Below are 19,409 nucleotides of genomic sequence, written 5' to 3' on the forward strand. Positions count from 1 at the left end.
CCCGGCGGGCACCCGCCGGGGGCCCGCCCCGATGGACCCGGCGGGCGCTACGCGGGCTCGTCCGGCGGCTCCCGTACGGTCCTCGGCCCCGCGCAGCGCGCGCCGTACGCCGCGACGCGCAGCCGCAGTTCCCGGTCGGCGGTGACCACGAGGCAGTCGACCCCGTCCCGCGCCGCCCCCGCCGCCAGTTCCACGATCCGGTCGTCCCCGCTGTCGGCCGCCGGCTCGACCCGTACGCCCGGCACCGACTCCACGCCCCGGGCCGCGCCCTCCACGACGAGGACGACCTCGACGGGGCCCGGCTGCCCGGCCACCCCCTCCGCCGCGAACGGCACGAGGGAGTCGCGCAGCCGCTCGGTGGCCCCGCGCCGGTCGCGCCACCACCCGTCGGGCACGGAACCGACCACGTTCGCCGCGTCGACGATCAGCTTGTTCAGCACCTCCGCAGCGTGCCACAGTCGACCGCCCGTCAGCCGCCGGGCGCCCCGGGTGACTCCCCGAACCTCCGCCGCATACCCCCGCGTACTATCGTGGTCCGGGATTTCTCGCACTCGGGGAGGTGGTGGCAGGCCATGGCACCGCACCGCACCCCGGCCGAGCCGCCCGCGGACTCCGCGCTCCCTCCGGTCACCGGCTGGCTGCTGCGCGGCAAGGACGGCAGGCTGACGGCGTACGCGCCCACCCCGGGCGGAGTCCTCCGCTGGACCGAGACCAGGACCGGCGGCCCGGAGTGGTCGGGTCCCGAGTCGCTGCCCCTCGCCGGGCTCCTGCCGTACACGGCGGTCGCGCAGGGCGCCGACGGCTTCGTCCATCTGCTGGGGGTACGGGACCGGCCGGGCGCCGGCGGAGCCGTCGAGCGCGATCTCGTCCACGCCGTCCAGTTCCAGACGGGCCGGCCGCTGCGGGACTGGCAGTCCGTGGGCAATCCGCACGGCAAGGACCGCGAGAAGGGCGCCCGCATCGGCATGCCGTCCGCCGTCCTGGACACGACGGGTTCGATGCACCTGTTCGTACGCAACGCCAACGGCGGCCTCTCCGCCAAGCATCAGTCGCCCACCGGCCGCTGGCAGCCGTGGGGCGGCGCCAACGCCGCGGACACCACCCTGACCGGCGAGACCTCCGCCGCCGTCACCGACGGCGGGGCCATCGACATCCTCGTCCCCGCCGGGGGCGGCACGGTGCGCTGGCTCCGCGGGACGCCCGACGCGAAACTGGCGCGCGCCGAGGACGAACCCGCGGCGTCCGTCGCGCCCGGCACGGTCACCGCCGGGTCCACCGGCACCGGACGGCTCACCCGCTTCTGGCGCGACGCCGACGACGGCACCGTCCGCGCCTGGCGCCCCGGGACCGCCCCCGTCCCCCTCGGCGGCCCCGGCACCGGCCCGCTCGCCGTGCTCCGTACGCCCGTCGACGGGTACGACTGCACGATCCTGGCCGGCCGCGGCCCCGACGGCCGCCTCCAGGTCGCCGCGTACCCCACCGAGGACGAGGACGCGGGCCTGAACTGGACCCCCACCGGCGAACCCTGCGCGGGCGCCCCGGCGCTCGCCCTGGACGGCACGGGCCGGGTGGTCCTGGCCTGTCGCGGACTCGACGGGGCCCTGCGCGTCACCCGGCAGAAGGACGAGACGGGCCTGGCGCTGGAGGCCTGGCGGACGATCTGACGCCCCGGCCCCGGGAAGACGCCAACGGCCCGGGAAAGAAACGGGCCGTACGGAGACACTCCCGTACGGCCCGTCCGTTACGACCGGATCAGTTCACACCGTCACCGCGTCACGCGGGCACGCTCGCCACGCCCGGCGCCAGGAACGGCTTGCCGTTCACCCGCTCCGAGACGCCCGCGCGGTCCAGGTACGGAGTGACACCGCCCAGGTGGAAGGGCCAGCCCGCGCCCGTGATCAGACACAGGTCGATGTCCTGCGCCTCGGCGACGACGCCCTCGGCCAGCATCAGCCCGATCTCCTGCGCCACCGCGTCCAGGACCCGCTCGCGCGTCTGCTCCTCCGTCAGCACGGTGTCGCCCTGCTTCAGCAGCGCCGCGACCTCCGGGTCCAGCTCCGGCGCCGCCGTGTTGTCGTTGGCATACACGTAGAAGCCGCGCTTCCCGGCCTTGACCACCGCGGCCAGGTTCTCGGAGACCGTGAACCGGTCCGGGAACGCCCCGTGCAGCGTCTCGGAGACATGCAGGCCGATCGCCGGGCCGACCAGCTCCAGCAGGACCAGCGGCGACATCGGCAGCCCCAGCGGCTCCACCGCGCGCTCCGCCACCTCGACCGGTGTGCCCTCGTCGATGACGTTCTGGATCTCGCCCATGAAGCGGGTGAGGATCCGGTTGACGACGAACGCGGGCGCGTCCTTCACCAGCACCGCCGTCTTCTTCAGCTTCTTCGCCACCCCGAACGCGGTGGCCAGCGACGCGTCGTCGGTCCGCTCGCCGCGCACGATCTCCAGCAGCGGCAGGATCGCGACCGGGTTGAAGAAGTGGAAGCCGACGACCCGCTCCGGGTTCTTCAGCTTCGAGGCCATCTCGGTGACCGACAGCGACGACGTGTTCGTGGCGAGGATCGCGTGCGCCGGGGCGACCGCCTCGACCTCCGCGAACACCTGCTGCTTGACGCTCATCTCCTCGAACACGGCCTCGATGACGAAGTCCGCGTCCGCGAACCCGTCGGCCTTGTCCAGCACACCGGAGACCAGGCCCTTGAGCCGGTTGGCCTTGTCCTGGTTGATCCGGGACTTCAGCAGCAGCTTGTCGATCTCGCCGTGGACATAGCCCACGCCCTTGTCGATCCGGTCCTGGTCGATGTCGGTCAGCACGACCGGCACCTCCAGACGGCGCAGGAACAGCAGCGCCAGCTGCGAGGCCATCAGCCCCGCGCCCACCACACCCACCTTGGTGACCGGGCGGGCCAGCGACTTGTCCGGCGCGCCGGCCGGCCGCTTGGCGCGCTTCTGCACCAGGTTGAACGCGTAGATCCCCGACCGCAGTTCGCCGCCCATGATCAGGTCCGCGAGGGCCTGGTCCTCCGCGTCGAAGCCGGCCTGGAGGCCGCCGTCCTTCGCCGCCGCGATGATGTCCAGCGCCCGGTACGCGGCGGGGGCCGCCCCGTGCACCTTGGAGTCCGCGACGGAGCGCCCGTGCGCCACGGCCGCGTCCCACGCCTCGCCCCGGTCGATCTCGGGGCGCCCGACGGTCACCTCGCCCTTGAGCACCGACGCCGTCCAGACCAGCGACTGCTCCAGGAAGTCCGCCCCGTCGAACAGCGCGTCCGCGATCCCCAGGTCGTAGACCTGGCCGCCCTTGAGCTGCCTGTTCTGGTTGAGGGAGTTCTCGATGACGACCGAGACCGCGCGCTCCGCGCCGATCAGGTTCGGCAGCAGCGTGCAGCCGCCCCAGCCGGGCACCAGACCGAGGAAGACCTCGGGCAGCGAGAACGCGGGCAGCGCCGCCGAGACCGTACGGTACGTGCAGTGCAGCCCGATCTCGACGCCGCCGCCCATCGCCGCGCCGTTGTAGTACGCGAAGGTCGGCACCGGCAGTGCGGCGATCCGCTTGAAGACCTCGTGGCCGCCCCGGCCGATCGCGAGCGCGTCCTCGTGGCGCTTCAGCAGCTCCACACCCTTGAGGTCGGCGCCGACCGCGAAGATGAACGGCTTCCCGGTGATCCCGACCCCGACGATCGATCCCTCGGACGCCTCCGCGCCGACCTGGTCGAGCGCGGCGTCCAGGTTCGCCAGCGACTGCGGGCCGAACGTCGTCGGCTTCGTGTGGTCCAGGCCGTTGTCCAGCGTGATGAGCGCGAACCGCCCGGCTCCCGCCGGGAGTTCGAAGTGGCGTACGTGCGCCTGGGTGACGACCTCGCCGGGGAACAGCTCGGCCGCGCCCTTCAGGAGTTCAGCGGTGCTCACTTGGTGCCTCCGTCGAAGTGCGGGTTCTCCCAGATGACCGACGCGCCCATGCCGAAGCCGACGCACATCGTGGTCAGGCCGTACCGGACGTCCGGCCGCGCCTCGAACTGCCGGGCCAGCTGGGTCATCAGCCGTACGCCGGAGGAGGCCAGCGGGTGGCCGAAGGCGATCGCGCCGCCGTACTGGTTGACGCGCTCGTCGTCGTCCGCGATGCCGTAGTGGTCGAGGAACGCGAGCACCTGCACCGCGAACGCCTCGTTGATCTCGAAGAGACCGATGTCGGAGATGGAGAGACCCGCCTTGGCGAGGGCCTTCTCGGTCGACGGGATCGGGCCGTACCCCATCACCTCGGGCTCGACCCCGGCGAAGGCGTACGACACGAGCCGCATCCGGACCGGCAGCCCCTGCTCGCGGGCGAAGTCCTCGGCGGCGATCAGCGAGGCGGTGGCGCCGTCGTTCAGCCCCGCCGCGTTGCCCGCGGTGACCCGGCCGTGCGGCCGGAACGGGGTCTTCAGACCGGCGAGCATCTCCAGCGTCGTGCCCGGCCGCATCGGCTCGTCGGCGGTGGCCAGGCCCCAGCCGGTCTCCCCGGTCTCCGGGTTCGTCCGGCGGACCGAGATCGGCACCAGGTCCTGCTGGATCGAGCCGTTGGCGTACGCCTTGGCCGCCTTCTCCTGCGACCGCACCGCGTACTCGTCCGCGCGCGCCTTGGTGAGGTGCGGGAAGCGGTCGTGCAGGTTCTCCGCCGTCATGCCCATGAACAGCGCGGAGTCGTCGACGAGCTTCTCGGAGACGAACCGCGGGTTCGGGTCGACGCCCTCGCCCATCGGGTGCCGGCCCATGTGCTCGACCCCGCCCGCCACGACGACGTCGTACGCGCCGAAGGCGATGGAGCCCGCGGTGGAGGTCACGGCGGTCAGCGCGCCCGCGCACATCCGGTCGACCGAGTAACCGGGCACCGACTGCGGCAGCCCCGCGAGGATCCCCGCGGTCCGCCCGAGCGTCAGGCCCTGGTCGCCGATCTGCGTGGTCGCGGCGACGGCCACCTCGTCGATCCGGGCCGGGTCGAGGTCCGGGTTGCGGCGCAGCAGCTCCCGGATCGACTTGACGACGAGATCGTCGGCCCGGGTCTCGTGGTACATGCCCTTCGGGCCCGCCTTGCCGAACGGGGTGCGGACGCCGTCGACGAAGACGACATCCCTGACGGTACGAGGCACGATGGCTCTCCTCCAGGGTGCGGGATGGCACTGCGGGGCACGCCGAAAGGCGTGCTTCCGCCCCCATGCTACTTACCAGTAACCAAGTTGCCCAGCCCTGCTGTCCTTCCGGCCGTGCCCCTACGCCGCGACCAGCGCTTTCGCCAGGAGGGGGGCCACCAGTTCGACCTGCCACCGGCGGGCGCCGTGCGCGGTCAGGGCCGCCGCCACGTTCTCCACCGTCGGCTCCTTCGGCGGCTCCCAGCAGACCCGGCGGACCGTGTCCGGTGTGATCAGGTTCTCCTGCGGCATGGTGATCCGCTCGGCCAGTTCCGAGACCGCCGCGCGCGCCGCCGAGAGCCGCGCCGCGGCCTCCGGGTCCTTGTCGGCCCAGGAACGCGGCGGCGGGGGACCCGTGAGGGGCTGGCCGGGCTGGGGCAGCTCGGTGTCGGGCAGCGCCTTCGCCCGGTCGACCGCCGCCTGCCACTGTTCGAGCTGGCGTCTGCCCATCCGGTGCCCGAACCCGGGAAGGGCCGTCAGCGCCTGCACGGTCGCGGGCAGCGAGAGCGACGCCTCGACGATCGCGGTGTCGCTGAGCACCTTGCCGGGGGAGACGTCACGCCGCTGCGCGACGTGGTCGCGGGTCGTCCACAGTTCCCGTACGACCGCCATCTGCCGGCGGCGGCGCACCTTGTGCATGCCCGACGTGCGGCGCCACGGGTCCTTGCGCGGCGGCGCGGGCGGGGCCGAGGCGATCGCCTCGAACTCCTGGTGCGCCCAGTCGAGCTTGCCCTGCCGGTCCAGCTCCTTCTCCAGGGCGTCCCGCAGATCGACGAGGAGTTCCACGTCGAGCGCGGCGTACCGCAGCCAGGGCTCGGGGAGCGGGCGGGTCGACCAGTCGACGGCGGAGTGGCCCTTCTCCAGCGCGTACCCGAGGACGTTCTCGACCATCGCGCCGAGGCCGACCCGCGGGAAGCCCGCGAGGCGGCCCGCCAGCTCGGTGTCGAAGAGCGTGGTGGGGATCATGCCTATTTCCCGCAGGCAGGGCAGGTCCTGGGTCGCCGCGTGCAGGATCCACTCCGTACCGGAGAGTGCGTCGCCGAGCCCGGAGAGGTCGGGGCAGCCGACCGGGTCGATCAGCGCCGTGCCCGCGCCCTCGCGGCGGAGCTGGACGAGATAGGCGCGCTGACCGTAGCGGTAGCCGGAGGCGCGCTCCGCGTCGACCGCGACGGGGCCGGTGCCCGCGGCGAAGGCGGCGGTCACCTCGGCGAGCGCCGCGTCGGTGGCGACCACCGGTGGAATGCCCTCGCGGGGCTCCAGCAAGGGGATCGGCGCCGATTCGACGTCGTCCGGGGGCAGCGACACCAGCGACTGCCGCCGCGGGCCCCCGGTGGTTCGCAGTGCTGGCTCTGCTGCGGTCTCTTGGGCGTCGGTCACCTGTCAAGGGTATCTGTGAACGGACGGCGCCCGTCGACGGAACGTTCCGTCGACGGGCGGTGGGGGCGAGAAGCGGTCAGTGCTCCTGTCCGGTCGCGTGCCGGGTTCAGTGGATGATTCCGGTACGGAGGGCCACCGCGACCATCCCCGCCCGGTCACCCGTGCCGAGCTTGCGCGCGATGCGGGCGAGGTGGCTCTTGACGGTGAGCGCGGACAGGCCCATGGAGACGCCGATGGCCTTGTTGGACTGGCCTTCGGCGACCAGCCTGAGGACCTCGACCTCGCGGCCCGACAGCTCCCGGTAGCCACCGGGGTGGTTCGGGGCGCCCGGGGGGCGGCGGTGCATCCGCTGCCCGGCGCCCAGCGGGGCGACGCCGGGGCGGCCGGGGTGGCCGATGTTCGTACGGGTGCCGGTGACGACATAGCCCTTGACGCCGCCCGCGAGGGCGTTGCGCACCGCGCCGATGTCGTCGGCGGCGGAGAGGGCGAGGCCGTTGGGCCAGCCCGCCGCCCGGGTCTCGGACAGCAGGGTCAGCCCGGATCCGTCGGGCAGGTGGACGTCGGCAACGCAGATGTCGCGCGGGTTGCCGACGCGGGGGCGGGCCTCCGCGATGGACGACGCCTCGATGACGTCACGTACTCCAAGGGCCCACAGGTGGCGGGTGACGGTGGAGCGGACGCGTGGGTCGGCCACGACGACCATGGCCGTCGGCTTGTTCGGGCGGTAGGCGACCAGGCTTGCGGGCTGCTCAAGGAGAACGGACACCAGGCCTCCTGGGGAAGGTGCGGGACGGGGCCGGCTGCGGGGGATGAAGCCGGGGCGAACCGTGTGTGAAGGGTCATTGACCTCTTCGGCAGCAATCCCGCTCGCCTTTAGAGAATGATCACGAATTAGTGAGTAACAATTCGGGCAATTCGGATGCGTGATCGATCATCCTACGAGTGGTCCCCCGGACGGGGGAGCGCGGGGGACGTGGTGTGGCGGAGTGGTGAAGGCGCGTGCGGAGGGAGCGCCGAGGTGGGGGGCCCGGAGACGGGGCGTGCGACGGGAGCGCGGAAGCGGGCGCGCGGTGCCGCCGCCGGGGTGGCGGAGCGGTGCGGTCGGGCGGTCAGGGGGGGGGAAGTGGGGGAGTGGAGTGGGGGCGCGACGGGGCGTGAGAGGGCGTCAGGAGACCTGGGGGCCCCGTCGCTGGGGCAGCGACACCACGCCCGCCCCCATCGTGTCCCCCGCGTTCCCTGTGCTCCCCGTGGTCCCCGCGTTCTGCGGTCCGCCCGCACCCGGCGGCAGCCCCGCGACCTGGCAGAGCAGATCGCACCACGCCCCCAGGTGCGCCGCCGCGTCGGGCCCGCCGCGGTCCTCGCGCGGGGTCCAGGACGCCCGGATCTCGATCTGCGTCGCCGGCCTGCGCTCCGCGAGCCCCCCGAAGTAGTGCGACCCGGCCCGGGTGACCGTGCCGCTCGCCTCCTCGTACGACAGACCGCGCGCCGCCAGCGCCCCCGTCAGCCACGACCAGCACACCTCGGGGAGCAGCGGGTCGGCGGCCATCTCCGGCTCCAGCTCCGCCCGTACGAGCGTGACCAGCCGGAAGGTGCCCTGCCAGGCGTCGTGCCCGGACGGGTCGTGCAGCAGGATCAGCCGGCCGTCGGCCAGATCGTCGTCACCGTCGACCGCCGCCGCCTCCAGGGCGTACGCGTACGGCGCGAGCCGCTTCGGCGCCGGTGTCGGGTCGATCTCGACGCCGGGGCGCGGTCGCGCCGTCCGCAGCGCGTCGACCGCGGAACGGAACGCGGACGGGACGCAATCGCCCTCCCCGCCGTCCGTTTCCCCGGTGCCGTTGGAATGATCGGAAAACTGTCCCTGAGCCGCAGCCATGCGGGGAAGAGTAGGCGGAACGCGCGTCTCGCGCAGGGAGGGACACCCGGCCCGGGCCGGCGGCTTCCCCGTACATGGGAAGATTCTGTACGTGAGCGCCAACGAACGCCCCCCGGGCCAGCAGACGAAGACGTACGAATCGGCCTTCCTGAAGGCATGCCGACGGGAGCCGGTGCCGCACACACCGGTCTGGTTCATGCGCCAGGCGGGGCGTTCGCTGCCCGAGTACCTGAAGGTCCGCGAGGGCATCCCGATGCTGGAATCGTGCATGCGGCCCGAGTTGGTCACCGAGATCACGCTCCAGCCGGTACGGCGCCACAAGGTCGACGCCGCGATCTACTTCAGCGACATCGTCGTCCCCCTCAAGGCCATCGGCCTCGACCTGGACATCAAGCCGGGCGTCGGCCCCGTCGTCGCCGAGCCGATCCGCACCCGCGGCGACCTGGCCCGGCTGCGCGACCTCACGCCGGACGACGTCTCCTACGTCACCGAGGCCATCGGCATGCTCACGGGCGAGCTGGGCTCCACCCCGCTCATCGGGTTCGCCGGGGCGCCCTTCACGCTCGCCAGCTACCTCGTGGAGGGCGGTCCGTCCCGCAACCACGAGCACACCAAGGCCATGATGTACGGCGACCCGGAGCTCTGGGCCGACCTGCTGGACCGGCTCGCCGGGATCACCGCGGCCTTCCTCAAGGTGCAGATCGAGGCGGGCGCGAGCGCCGTCCAGCTCTTCGACTCGTGGGTGGGCGCCCTGGCCCCCGCCGACTACCGCCGCTCCGTGCTGCCCGCCTCCGCGAAGGTCTTCGACGCCGTCGCGTCGTACGGTGTGCCCCGCATCCACTTCGGTGTCGGTACGGGTGAACTGCTCGGCCTGATGGGCGAGGCCGGCGCCGATGTCGTCGGCGTCGACTGGCGCGTCCCGCTGGACGAGGCGGCCCGCCGCGTCGGCCCCGGCAAGGCGCTCCAGGGCAACCTCGACCCGGCCGTCCTCTTCGCCCCCACCCCGGCGGTGGAGACCAAGGCCCGCGAGGTGCTCGACGCGGCGGCCGGGCTCGAAGGCCATGTCTTCAACCTGGGCCACGGCGTGCTGCCGAGCATGGACCCGGACTCACTGACCAGGCTCGTCGACTACGTACACACGCAGACCGCTCGCTGATTGGCCGAAACCCGCTGGTGGCGCGGGGACGAATCGCCCCCGGGCGGGGGTGATTCGTCCCGCTCGGCGCCCCCGCCGCCCCCGGCGGCTCACCAGCCCGCCGCCCGGACCGCCGTCGTCGCCTTCCGCGCGGCGACGAGGATGGGGTCCCAGACGGGCGAGAACGGCGGCGCGTACCCCAGGTCCAGCGTGGTCATCCGCTCCACCGTCATCCCGGCGGTCAGCGCCACCGCCGCGATGTCGACGCGCTTCGCCGCCCCCTCCCGGCCGACGATCTGCACCCCCAGCAGCCGCCCCGTACGGCGCTCCGCGAGCATCTTCACCGTCATCAGCGCCGCGCCCGGGTAGTAGCCCGCGCTGTGCGTCGACTCGATCGTCGCGCTCACGAACTGGAGCCCCGCCCTGCGGGCGTCCTTCTCGCGCAGCCCCGTCCGCGCGATCTCCAGGTCGCAGACCTTGCTGACGGCCGTGCCCACCACGCCGGGGAAGACGGCGTAGCCGCCGCTCACGTTCGCCCCGATGATCTGGCCGTGCTTGTTGGCGTGCGTGCCCAGCGCGATGTGGCGGGTGGCGCCGGAGACCAGGTCGAGGACCTCCACGCAGTCACCGCCCGCCCAGACGTTCTCCTGGCCGCGCACCCGCATCGACAGGTCGGTGAGCAGCCCGCCGTGCGGTCCGACGGGCAGCCCGGCGGCGCGGGCGAGGGAGGTCTCCGGCTCGACCCCGATGCCCAGCACGACGACGTCCGCCGGGTACTCGGCGTCCGCCGTGGCCACCGCCCGCACCCGGCCGTCCGCGCCGGTGCGGATCGCGGTCACCTCCGCGCCGCCCACGGTGGTGATACCCAGCCCGTCCATCGCCCCGTGGACCAGCCGCCCCATGTCCGGGTCGAGGGTCGCCATCGGCTGCTCGTCGCGGTGCAGGACGGTGACCTCGTACCCCCGCTTCAGCAGCGCCTCGGCCATCTCCACGCCGATGTACCCGGCGCCGACGACGACCGCGCGCCCGCCCGTCGTCGCGGTGAGGGTGTCCAGCAGCGCCTGGCCGTCGTCGAGGGTCTGCACCCCGTGCACGCCCGGCGCGTCGATCCCGGGCAGCGCGGGACGTACGGGGCGGGCGCCCGTCGCCACGACCAGCTGGTCGAAGCCGGTCCAGTCCTCGGTCCCGGCGTCGACGTCGCGGGTGCGTACCCGCTGCCCCGCCAGGTCGATCTCCACGGCCTCCGTGCGGGTCCGCAGCGCGATGCCACGGGCCCGGTGCTCCTCGGGCGTACGGGCGATCAGCGCGTCCCGGTCCGTGACATCGCCGCTCACCCAGTACGGGATGCCGCACGCCGAGTACGAGGTGAAATGGCCGCGCTCGAACGCGACGATCTCCAGCTCGTCCGGGCCCCGGCCCCTGCGGGCCGCCGACGCGGCGGACATGCCCGCCGCGTCGCCCCCGATGACCACCATGCGCTGCGCCGCCATTGCGCGTCCCTCCGGTCGGTGTGCGCGTCGTTCGCGCGGTCCTGCCGGGAGGGAACGCTACGCGGGCGCGGCCGGTCAGTCCTCCTCGCGTCCCCGCTCGGCCGTTTCGGCGGGGTGCGCCGGCTCCGCGGGCCCGGCCGCCGGCGCCGGCGCGGGCAGCAGCCGGCGCACCAGGCGCCAGAGCAGGAGGAGCGCGCCGAGCACGGCGGCGAACGGCAGCACCGCGCCGAGGACCACCCCGATCCACCGCAGCGTCGCGAGGAGCGCGTCCCAGCCGCCGCCCAGCGCGTCCAGGAACCCCGGATCCTCCGCCTTCCGCTCCTTCTCCACGGCCTGCTTCTCGAAGAGCTCCAGGGTGATCGTGGCCAGCGTGGTGCGGTCCTTGAGCGACGCCTGCTGGGCGAGGAGCGCCTCCAGCGCCGACTGGCGGTTGCTCAACTCCCCTTCCAGCGCCACCACATCGCTCAGCTTCGTGGCCCGGTCCATCAACTCCCGTACGCGCGCCACACTCACGCGCTGCGAGGCGATCCGGCTCTCCACGTCCACGACCTGGTCGGTGACGTCCTCGGCCTTCGCCTTGCGCGCCAGCAGCGTTCCGGTGCCCGCCAGTTCGGACAGCACCGCGTCGTACGAGGCCCCCGGAACCCGGAGCACGACCCGCGACGTCACCCCGCTGTCCTCGTCCCGCTCCGTGACCTCGTCCTGCACCAGCCCCCCGGCGTTCCCGGCCGCCGCCCGCGCCGTGGCGAGCGCCTTGCGCGCGTCCTCGACCCGCACGGTCAGCTCGGCGGTGCGGATCACATGGACCCCGGCGGGCGTGCCGCTCTTCCCGTCCTTGCCCTGGGCGCCGGGCGCGGCCGCGTCACCGGCCTCCGTGCCGGCCCCGTCCGCCTGGCCGCCCCGCTCCCCGGCGGGCCGGGAGACGGCCTTCGAGGCCGTGTCCTGCGTACCGCCCGCGCTGCATCCGGCGAGCGCGAGCGAAGCGGTGAGCAGTGCCGCCGCGAGTGCGGGCATCGTACGCATGGTCCCCCCAGGGATTCGGTTGTCGTCGCGGGTTCGACGTGTGGGGCCCCTGCGCGGGTTGCTCCTCCACGGCTTCGAAGCGGTCACGGTCAGGACTCGTTCCGGACGGGACACCTGACGGGCCGAGGGAACCCGTTTGAGAGAGTGGAGCCATGGAGTCGAGCGCGCAGCACGTGGACACGCACACCGGCCATGCCGTCGTCATCGGGGGCGGCATCGCCGGTCTCGCCGCCGCCCACCGGCTGCTCGGCGCCGGCATCCGGGTCACCCTGCTGGAGGCCACCGACCGGCTCGGCGGCAAGCTGCGCACGGGCGAGATCGAGGGCGCCCCCGTCGACCTCGGCGCCGAGTCCATGCTCGCCCGCAGACCCGAGGGCGTCGGCCTCGCCGAGGAGGTCGGGCTCGGCGCGCTGCTCCAGCCGCCCACCGCCACCACCGCCTCCGTGTGGACCCGGGGCGCGCTGCGGCCCATGCCCAAGGGCCATGTGATGGGCGTGCCCGGCGACCCCGCCGCCCTCTCCGGGCTCCTCTCCGACGAGGGGCTCGCCCGGCTCGCCCGCGAACCGGAGCTGCCCCCCACCGAGGTCGGCGACGACGTGGCGATCGGCGCGTACGTCGCGGAGCGGCTCGGCCGCGAGGTCGTCGACCGGCTGGTCGAACCGCTGCTCGGCGGGGTCTACGCGGGCGACGCGTACCGCATCTCCATGAAGGCGGCCGTCCCACAGCTCTTCGACGCCGTCCGGAGCCACGACTCGCTGCTGGCCGGCGTCCGCGACCTCCAGGAGCGGGCCGCCGCGGGAGCGCGGCCCGGCGGCGCGGTCTTCGCGGGCATCGAGGGCGGCGTGGGCCGCCTCCCGGGCGCCGTCGCGGACGCCGTACGGGCCGGGGGCGGCGAGATCAGGACGGAGACCCCCGTCCTCGCGCTGGTCCGGACGGCGGAGGGCTGGCACATCCGTACCGACCGGGAGACCCTGGCCGCCGACGGCGTGGTCCTCGCCACCCCGGCGTGGTCCGCCGCCGCCCTGCTCGCCGACGAGTCACCGGCCGCCTCCGCCGAACTCGCCACCGTCGAGTACGCGTCGATGGCCCTGGTGACGATGGCCTTCCGGCGCGCCGACGCCGCCGCCCTGCCCGACCGCAGCGGCTTTCTCGTCCCGCCCGTCGACGGCCACGCCATCAAGGCGTCGACCTTCTCCACCCGGAAGTGGGGGTGGGTCGACCGGGCCGCGCCCGGCCTGTTCCTGCTGCGCACCTCGATCGGGCGGTACGGCGAGGAGGAGCAGCTGGAGCGCGAGGACTCCGAACTCCTCGACGTCTCCCTGCGCGACCTCCGCGAGGCGACCGGCCTGACGGCCCGGCCCGTCGCCCACGAGGTGACCCGCTGGACCGCCGGACTGCCCCAGTACCCGGTCGGCCACCAGGCCAGGGTCGCCCGCGTCCGCGACGCCCTCGCCAAACTCCCCGGGCTGCGCGTGTGCGGCGCGGCGTACGACGGCGTCGGCATCCCCGCCTGCGTCGCGAGCGCCCGGCGCGCCGCCGACGAGATCATCGCCACGTCGACCCTGGCGCCGGGCACCGGTCGGGGCGCGGGAGAATAGCCCCATGACTGCTTCTCCGGAGAAGGCCCCGAACGCGGGCAAGAAGGCCAAGGACCTCAACGAGGTCATCCGCTACACCCTGTGGTCCGTCTTCAGGCTGCGGGACGTCCTGCCGGAGGACCGGACCGGTTACGCGGACGAGGTCCAGGAGCTGTTCGACCAGCTCGGGACGGAGGACGTCACCGTGCGGGGCGCGTACGACGTGTCCGGGCTGCGCGCCGACGCCGACATCATGATCTGGTGGCACTCCGAGACCTCGGACGCGCTGCAGGACGCGTACAACCGCTTCCGGCGCACCCGGCTCGGCCGCGCGCTGGAGCCGGTCTGGTCGAACATGGCGCTGCACCGCCCCGCCGAGTTCAACAAGTCGCACGTGCCGGCCTTCCTGGCCGACGAGACGCCCCGCGACTACGTGAGCGTCTACCCCTTCGTCCGCAGCTACGACTGGTACCTGCTGCCCGACGAGGACCGCCGTAGGATGCTCGCGGACCACGGCAAGATGGCGCGCGGCTACCCTGACGTACGCGCCAACACCGTGGCGTCGTTCTCGCTCGGCGACTACGAGTGGGTCCTGGCCTTCGAGGCCGACGAGCTGTACCGCATTGTCGACCTGATGCGTCATCTGCGCGCGTCCGAGGCGCGGCTGTACGTGCGGGAAGAGGTCCCGTTCTACACGGGCCGCCGCAAGTCGGTCGCGGATCTCGTGGCAGGGTTGGCGTGACGGTATGACGTGGTGGCCGGGTCCGTGACCGTACGGACCGGGCCGCCCCACCCGGAAGATCAGACGGCCGGCGGCAGTCTCCTGCTGCGCGCACGGCCCGTCCAGCGACACCGGGTTCGGCTCCGGGTTCCCATCGGCCGCCGGCCTGCGGAAACGCGGTGGACGGGGAAGCCTCCTGTGCTTCCCCGTCCCTGCCCGTTCCGCCCCGGTCGCGGCCGATGGAACCCGGGTCGGTGTTCCGCCCCTTGAACGCGGCCCCTCACCGCCAATGACGCGCCCCATGGCGGGCGTCAGGCCGGGCCTGCGGCCGGGCGCACAACTTCCTTGTTCTGCAACGCCTGTTGTCAGCACTCCCCGTCGCCTCTACGCTCGCACGGTCTTGTTCGTGAATCGTGTTCACATACATGATGGGAGTGTTCGATGAGCGGAACTCCTCAGTCGCGTCCGGCAGCCGTGTTGTCCTCGGTGATCGTCGCCCTCACCACCCTCGCCGCGGTGCTCGCCCCGACCGCGTCCGCCGCCGCCACGGAGAGCGGGACGCGTGCCGCCCCCGCGACCGTGGTGATCGACGGCAAGCGGATGCGGGAGGCCCGCGCCGCCCTCCACCGGGGTGACCCCGCGCTCCGCAAGGCCGTCACCTCCCTGACCGCGCAGGCGGATTCCTGGCTCGGGAAGGGGCCGTGGACCGTCACCGACAAGCCGCGGCCGGCCCCCAGCGGCGACCCGCACGACTACCTGAGCCAGGCCCCGTACTGGTGGCCCTCACAGCCGAAGACCGAGGACAACCCCTGGGGCTGTCCGTACGTCCAGCGCGACGGCGAACGCAACCCGGAGATCGACACCGGCACGGACCGGCCCGAACTCAGCAAGGTGGTCGGCTCCGCCACCACGCTCAGCCTCGCGTGGTACTACACCGGCCGTCAGCGGTACGCGGAGCACGCCGCCCGGATCCTGCGCACCTGGTTCCTGGATCCCGCCACCCGGATGAACCCGAACCTGAACCACGGGCAGTTCATCCCGTGCAAGTACGAAGGCCGTTCCATCGGCATCATCGACTTCTCCCAGCAGTACACCAGCGTGCTGGACGCCCTCGCCCTCCTCGACACCGGGGCCCCGGGGTGGACCAGGAGCGACCTCGCCGGAATGCGCGCCTGGAACGAGGAGTTCCTGGACTGGCTGGTCAACTCCCCCTTCGGCAAGGAGGAGTCCGCCGCCGAGAACAACCACGGCACCTTCATGGACATGCAGGTCGCCGCCCTCGCCCTCGCCACCGGCGACCGGGCCCTCGCGCGCCGCACGGCCCTCGACGCCCGGACGAAGCGGATCGACGTGCAGATCGCCCCGGACGGCAGCCAGCCGCAGGAACTCGCCCGCACCCGCAGCTGGCACTACTCGACCTTCAACCTCGTCGCGTACGCGCGGCTGGCCGCCACCGGCCGGCAGGTCGGCGTGGACCTCTGGAGGTACGAGGGGCCCCAGGGCCAGAACCTGCGCAAGGCCGTCCGCCAACTGCTGCCGACGGCCACCGGCGCCGCCCCCTGGCCCCACCCCGAGCTGGAGTTCTACCGCTACGCGGCGACGGATGTCGTCCACGCGGCGGCGGACGCGGGCGACCCGGGGGCCCGCGCGGCGGTCCGGCGTCTGCAACCGCCCCCGGGCGGCGACCTGTGGGCGCTGCGCCCGGGGGCCGAACAGCTCGACGGGCCTCTCTTCCCCTGACGACCGCTCTTCCCCTGACGACGGCTGCTGTTCGCCGGATGCCCGTGCCGGGCCACCGTCAGCCGAGCGCGGGGTAGTCGGTGTAGCCGCGGTGGTCGCCCCCGAAGGACGTCGCGCGGTCGGGGGAGTTGAAGGGGCCCCCGGCGGCGAGGCGGGCCGGCAGGTCGGGGTTGGCGAGGAAGAGGCCCCCGTAGGCGATCAGGTCGGCGGTGCCGTCCTCGACGAGCGTGAGCTCGTCGGGGCCGGTGGGCTCCATGCCGGTGAAGGGGTTGAGGACGAAGGTGCCCGGCCATGCCTTGCGCAGCCGTACGACCAGGTCGCGGATCCCGGGCGCCTCCATGTGGTGCAGATAGGCCAGGCCGAGCGGGGCGAGCGCGTCCACCAGCGCGGTGTAGGTGGCCTCGACGTCGGTCCGGTCGCTCTCGTCGATGTCGTTGTAGGGGTTGCCGGGCGAGAGGCGGAAGCCGACCTTGTCCCCGCCGATGGCCTCGGCCACGGCCCTGGCGGTCTCCACGGCGAAGCGGATCCGCCGCTCGGGGCTGCCGCCCCAGGCGTCGGTGCGCCGGTTGGAGTTCGGCGCCAGGAACTGGTGGATCAGATAGCCGTTGGCGCCGTGCAGTTCCACGCCGTCGAAGCCCGCCTCGACGGCGTTGCGCGCCGCGGCGGCGAAGTCGGCGATGGTCCGCGCGATCTCCGCCTCGGTCAGCTCGTGCGGCGTGACGAAGTCCTGCGGCCCCTCGTGCGTGTAGACCTGGCCCTGGGCGGTGACCGCGGAGGGGCCGACCGGGGCGAGGCCCATGAGGCTCGGGTGACCGACCCGGCCGGTGTGCATGATCTGCAGGAAGATCACGCCGCCCTCGGCGTGCACGGCGTCGGTGACCTCGCGCCAGCCCGCGATCTGTTCGGCGGAGTGGATGCCGGGGGTGTCCGGGTAGCCCTGGCCGACCGCCGACGGCTGCGTGCCCTCGGTGACGACCAGACCGGCGCTCGCCCGCTGCGCGTAGTAGGTCGCCATCAGCTCGGTGGGGGTCTGCCCGGGGCCGTAGGCGCGGCTGCGGGTCATGGGGGCCATCACGATGCGGTTGGAGAGGCGGATACCGCCGAGGTCGTACGGGGCGAAGGCCGTCGTCATGATCGGGTTCCTGTCCGGTTCGGTTGCGTGACACCGCGCGGTGCCATTGCCTGTCCGAACAAGTAAATAGCCTGGCTCATTCCTTGAGGAACGTGACCTGTGTCACTTCTACGCATTCGGGTGCTGTCAGCGCTGCCCGTGCTGCCCGGTGTGGCCGGGGAGAGACGGCGATAGAGTGTTCCTGTCCGGGCAACGATCAATGCGAAGGGCTGTGAGCGACGTGTCGAGGGACCCAGACGCCGAACCGACCGAGGACTCCGTACCGACCGAGGGCTCCGCCGTGGACGTGGCCCGCCCCCTGATGCCGCCGTCGGTCCGGGCCGGGGCCATGAGCCACGCGATCTTCCGCGTGGCGCGTCTGCACCGGATGCTCGCCGGGCAGCTCCTGCGCCGCGTGGGGCTGCACCCCGGACAGGAGCTCGTCATGATGCAGCTGTGGGACCTCGGACCGCAGCGTCAGACCGACCTGGTACGGCTGCTCGGCTCGGACGCGGCCACCATGACCCGCACGGTCAAGCGGCTGGAGAACGCGGGCTTCGTCCGCCGGAGGCCCAGCGAGACCGACCGGCGCGCCACCATCATCGAACCCACCGCCGCCAGCCTCGCCCTGCGCAAGGAGGTCGAACAGGTCTGGGCGGAACTGGAGGACAGTGTCGCCGACGGCCTGGCCCCCGACGAGCGGGACACCATGATCCGCGTGCTGGCCGGTATCGAGGAGAGCCTCAGCCGGGCAGTCGAGCGTCAGGCCCCCCTCGGCTAACCGACGCGCTCGCGGGCGTTCCGGGACGCGGCGCCGGACCGGGCCTGCCACGCGGGCCGGCGTGTGCGGGCACGCGCTTCGGCGATGTCACGTTCGTCAGGAAGTCACCGGCGCTACGTGTGTCGGCCGGGGCTGTGCAGTGGCAGGGCGGCAAGCGCGAGCAGAGTGGCGAGTCCGAACAGCATGATCGCCTCGGGTACGGGTTGCCCGGCGCGCCAGAGCTGGATCGGCAGCCCGATCCAGGGCACGCGCAATCGTGCTACGCCTTGGAGCGCCGTGGGGCGTACCGGTGTGGAGTCCGGTGCGGAGTTGGCGTCACCTTTGGTGATCAGGTAGTTGTTGGGAAGTACCTGGTGGACCCGGTGGGTGAGAAGACGGCTGGGGCGAGTGGAGTCCTGGGTCAGCACGATGTGGCCCACCGCCGGTGTCTGGCCGGGTGGCGGTGGCTGGTAGAGAACGACGTCGCCCGGCATGAGGGCGGGACGCATGGAGCCGGACTGCACCACGCCCGCGGTCCAGCCCAGCGCCATCACGGGCACATGTGCCCATACCAGCAGCCCGAGCATCGAGCCGAGCACGGTTCGCGAAATGAGCGTCGTGGCCACGCGGATCGGGTGCGGGACATCCTTGGCCGTGGGGTGGGGGAGCGCGCCGACGGCCAGGTCACCGGGGAGGGTCACCCCTGTTCCCGCGCTTCCCAGGTGAAGGCCGCCTCGTTCGTGGCCACGCTCTGCGAGCCGTTGGGCGCGCTCGGACTGAACTTCCATGCGACGCGGAAGCCCAGCGAACTGAGTGGCTTGCCGGCCAGGGTCCAGGGGCCCAGGCCGGTGCGGTAGTCGGTGTACAGGGCCATGAACTCGTCCAGAGTGCCGTTGAACGCCGTCCTGTGGGCGGTGAAGCCTTTGCAGTTTCCGGAGGCGCCACCGCTGCCTACCTCGATGTGGAGGTTGATGAAGGACTGGAAGTTGCTGGGCCAGTTCGGAGAGTTGCCGTACAGCTTCAGCGCTGTGGGGAAGCCGGCGTTCGACTTGATCCTGATGCAGTTGGCGCCTGTGTCACCGGGGCGCATGTTGTCGACGCGGAACATGGGCACAGTGCTGTCGTTGGCCAGCCCCAGCGAGCCGGAGGTCCATGTGTTGCCGCTGTTGCTACTGGTGTCGCTCCAGTCGGCGTTGGTGGCACCCCAGACCAGAACACCGCTGAACAGTAACCCGAGCGGAACGGGCAACACCTGTGCCAGCACGTTCAGCCAGGGACGCGCCATCGCGGACTCCGTTCCATTTCGACTCCCGCGCAGCATATTGTCCCGTTTGCCCTGCCCGTGGTGGTGACGCTCCGTGTCGCAATCCGGGTCTGACGGAGGCTCGGCCCCCCGAGGGGGGCCGAGCACCGGACCGGGAGCGTCCGTCACAGGGC

At 72.9% G+C, this 19,409-nt stretch carries 17 protein-coding genes; 6 read left to right on the forward strand and 11 right to left on the reverse strand.

The features are described 5' to 3' along the window. Positions 1-47 precede the first annotated feature (47 nt). Complete coding sequence (locus tag ACFTZC_RS00200; RefSeq protein ID WP_382885972.1) at positions 48-437, reverse strand: NTP pyrophosphohydrolase; 390 nt, start codon at positions 435-437, stop codon at positions 48-50. Between the two features lie 135 nt (positions 438-572). Here ACFTZC_RS00200 and ACFTZC_RS00205 point away from each other — a divergent pair, with 135 nt between their 5' ends. Beyond that, positions 573-1,664, forward strand: a complete 1,092-nt coding sequence (locus tag ACFTZC_RS00205; protein WP_382885308.1) for a hypothetical protein — start codon at positions 573-575, stop codon at positions 1,662-1,664. A 109-nt stretch (positions 1,665-1,773) separates the two neighbouring features. On the opposite strand, the gene ACFTZC_RS00210 is transcribed toward ACFTZC_RS00205, so the two are convergent. From ACFTZC_RS00210 to ACFTZC_RS00230, 5 genes are all read right to left on the reverse strand, one after another. Continuing rightward, entirely contained in the window at positions 1,774-3,909 is a 2,136-nt protein-coding gene (locus tag ACFTZC_RS00210) for a 3-hydroxyacyl-CoA dehydrogenase NAD-binding domain-containing protein (RefSeq protein ID WP_382885310.1), read from the reverse strand. Next, a complete protein-coding gene (locus ACFTZC_RS00215; protein WP_382885311.1) occupies positions 3,906-5,126 on the reverse strand; it encodes a thiolase family protein in 1,221 nt (406 codons plus the stop codon). The genes ACFTZC_RS00210 and ACFTZC_RS00215 overlap by 4 nt, the downstream gene beginning before the upstream one ends. 120 nt (positions 5,127-5,246) lie before the next feature. Beyond that, entirely contained in the window at positions 5,247-6,542 is a 1,296-nt protein-coding gene (locus ACFTZC_RS00220; protein ID WP_382885313.1) for an HRDC domain-containing protein, read from the reverse strand. A 106-nt stretch (positions 6,543-6,648) separates the two neighbouring features. Beyond that, positions 6,649-7,308 (reverse strand): response regulator transcription factor, encoded by a 660-nt coding sequence (locus ACFTZC_RS00225; protein WP_329823583.1) that lies wholly within the window; start codon positions 7,306-7,308, stop codon positions 6,649-6,651. A gap of 399 nt (positions 7,309-7,707) precedes the next feature. Beyond that, positions 7,708-8,415 (reverse strand): DUF3000 domain-containing protein, encoded by a 708-nt coding sequence (locus ACFTZC_RS00230; protein ID WP_382885315.1) that lies wholly within the window; start codon positions 8,413-8,415, stop codon positions 7,708-7,710. Positions 8,416-8,506: 91 nt separating this feature from the next. Here ACFTZC_RS00230 and hemE point away from each other — a divergent pair, with 91 nt between their 5' ends. After that, on the forward strand, positions 8,507-9,571 hold the full coding sequence (gene hemE, locus ACFTZC_RS00235; RefSeq protein ID WP_382885317.1) for a uroporphyrinogen decarboxylase: 1,065 nt from the start codon (positions 8,507-8,509) through the stop codon (positions 9,569-9,571). A gap of 89 nt (positions 9,572-9,660) precedes the next feature. Here the strand turns inward: hemE and ACFTZC_RS00240 are convergent, their stop codons facing one another. Both ACFTZC_RS00240 and ACFTZC_RS00245 read right to left on the reverse strand, forming a co-directional pair. Continuing rightward, entirely contained in the window at positions 9,661-11,040 is a 1,380-nt protein-coding gene (locus tag ACFTZC_RS00240) for an FAD-dependent oxidoreductase (RefSeq protein WP_382885318.1), read from the reverse strand. Between the two features lie 75 nt (positions 11,041-11,115). Next, on the reverse strand, positions 11,116-12,054 hold the full coding sequence (locus ACFTZC_RS00245; protein WP_382885320.1) for a DUF4349 domain-containing protein: 939 nt from the start codon (positions 12,052-12,054) through the stop codon (positions 11,116-11,118). A 161-nt stretch (positions 12,055-12,215) separates the two neighbouring features. Here ACFTZC_RS00245 and hemG point away from each other — a divergent pair, with 161 nt between their 5' ends. The 3 genes from hemG (at position 12,216) to ACFTZC_RS00260 (ending at position 16,101) form a co-directional block, all read left to right on the forward strand. Continuing rightward, entirely contained in the window at positions 12,216-13,661 is a 1,446-nt protein-coding gene (gene hemG, locus ACFTZC_RS00250; protein ID WP_382885322.1) for a protoporphyrinogen oxidase, read from the forward strand. Positions 13,662-13,665: 4 nt separating this feature from the next. Beyond that, the gene (gene hemQ / locus ACFTZC_RS00255) at positions 13,666-14,382 is read left to right on the forward strand and encodes a hydrogen peroxide-dependent heme synthase (RefSeq protein WP_382885323.1); all 717 of its coding nucleotides are present in this window, start codon (positions 13,666-13,668) and stop codon (positions 14,380-14,382) included. A gap of 420 nt (positions 14,383-14,802) precedes the next feature. Beyond that, a complete protein-coding gene (locus ACFTZC_RS00260; protein ID WP_382885324.1) occupies positions 14,803-16,101 on the forward strand; it encodes an alginate lyase family protein in 1,299 nt (432 codons plus the stop codon). Between the two features lie 58 nt (positions 16,102-16,159). Here the strand turns inward: ACFTZC_RS00260 and ACFTZC_RS00265 are convergent, their stop codons facing one another. Next, positions 16,160-17,233 carry an alkene reductase gene (locus ACFTZC_RS00265; protein WP_382885325.1) on the reverse strand — a complete coding sequence of 358 codons (1,074 nt, stop codon included), beginning with the start codon at positions 17,231-17,233 and terminating at the stop codon, positions 16,160-16,162. 301 nt (positions 17,234-17,534) lie between these two features. Here ACFTZC_RS00265 and ACFTZC_RS00270 point away from each other — a divergent pair, with 301 nt between their 5' ends. Then, on the forward strand, positions 17,535-17,993 hold the full coding sequence (locus ACFTZC_RS00270; RefSeq protein WP_382885974.1) for a MarR family winged helix-turn-helix transcriptional regulator: 459 nt from the start codon (positions 17,535-17,537) through the stop codon (positions 17,991-17,993). Positions 17,994-18,106: 113 nt separating this feature from the next. Here ACFTZC_RS00270 and ACFTZC_RS00275 read toward each other — a convergent pair whose 3' ends face one another. Together ACFTZC_RS00275 and ACFTZC_RS00280 are read right to left on the reverse strand one after the other, a co-directional pair. After that, positions 18,107-18,673, reverse strand: coding sequence for a signal peptidase I (locus ACFTZC_RS00275; RefSeq protein ID WP_382885327.1), 567 nt, complete (start codon positions 18,671-18,673; stop codon positions 18,107-18,109). Beyond that, positions 18,670-19,257: a hypothetical protein gene (locus ACFTZC_RS00280; protein ID WP_382885329.1), complete on the reverse strand. Its 588-nt coding sequence runs from the start codon at positions 19,255-19,257 to the stop codon at positions 18,670-18,672. Before ACFTZC_RS00280 ends, ACFTZC_RS00275 begins: the two co-directional genes overlap by 4 nt. Between the last annotated feature and the right edge of the window lie 152 nt (positions 19,258-19,409).

Origin of the sequence: Streptomyces sp. NPDC056987 (assembly GCF_042673865.1) — a bacterium.
Taxonomy (GTDB): Bacteria; Actinomycetota; Actinomycetes; order Streptomycetales; family Streptomycetaceae; genus Streptomyces.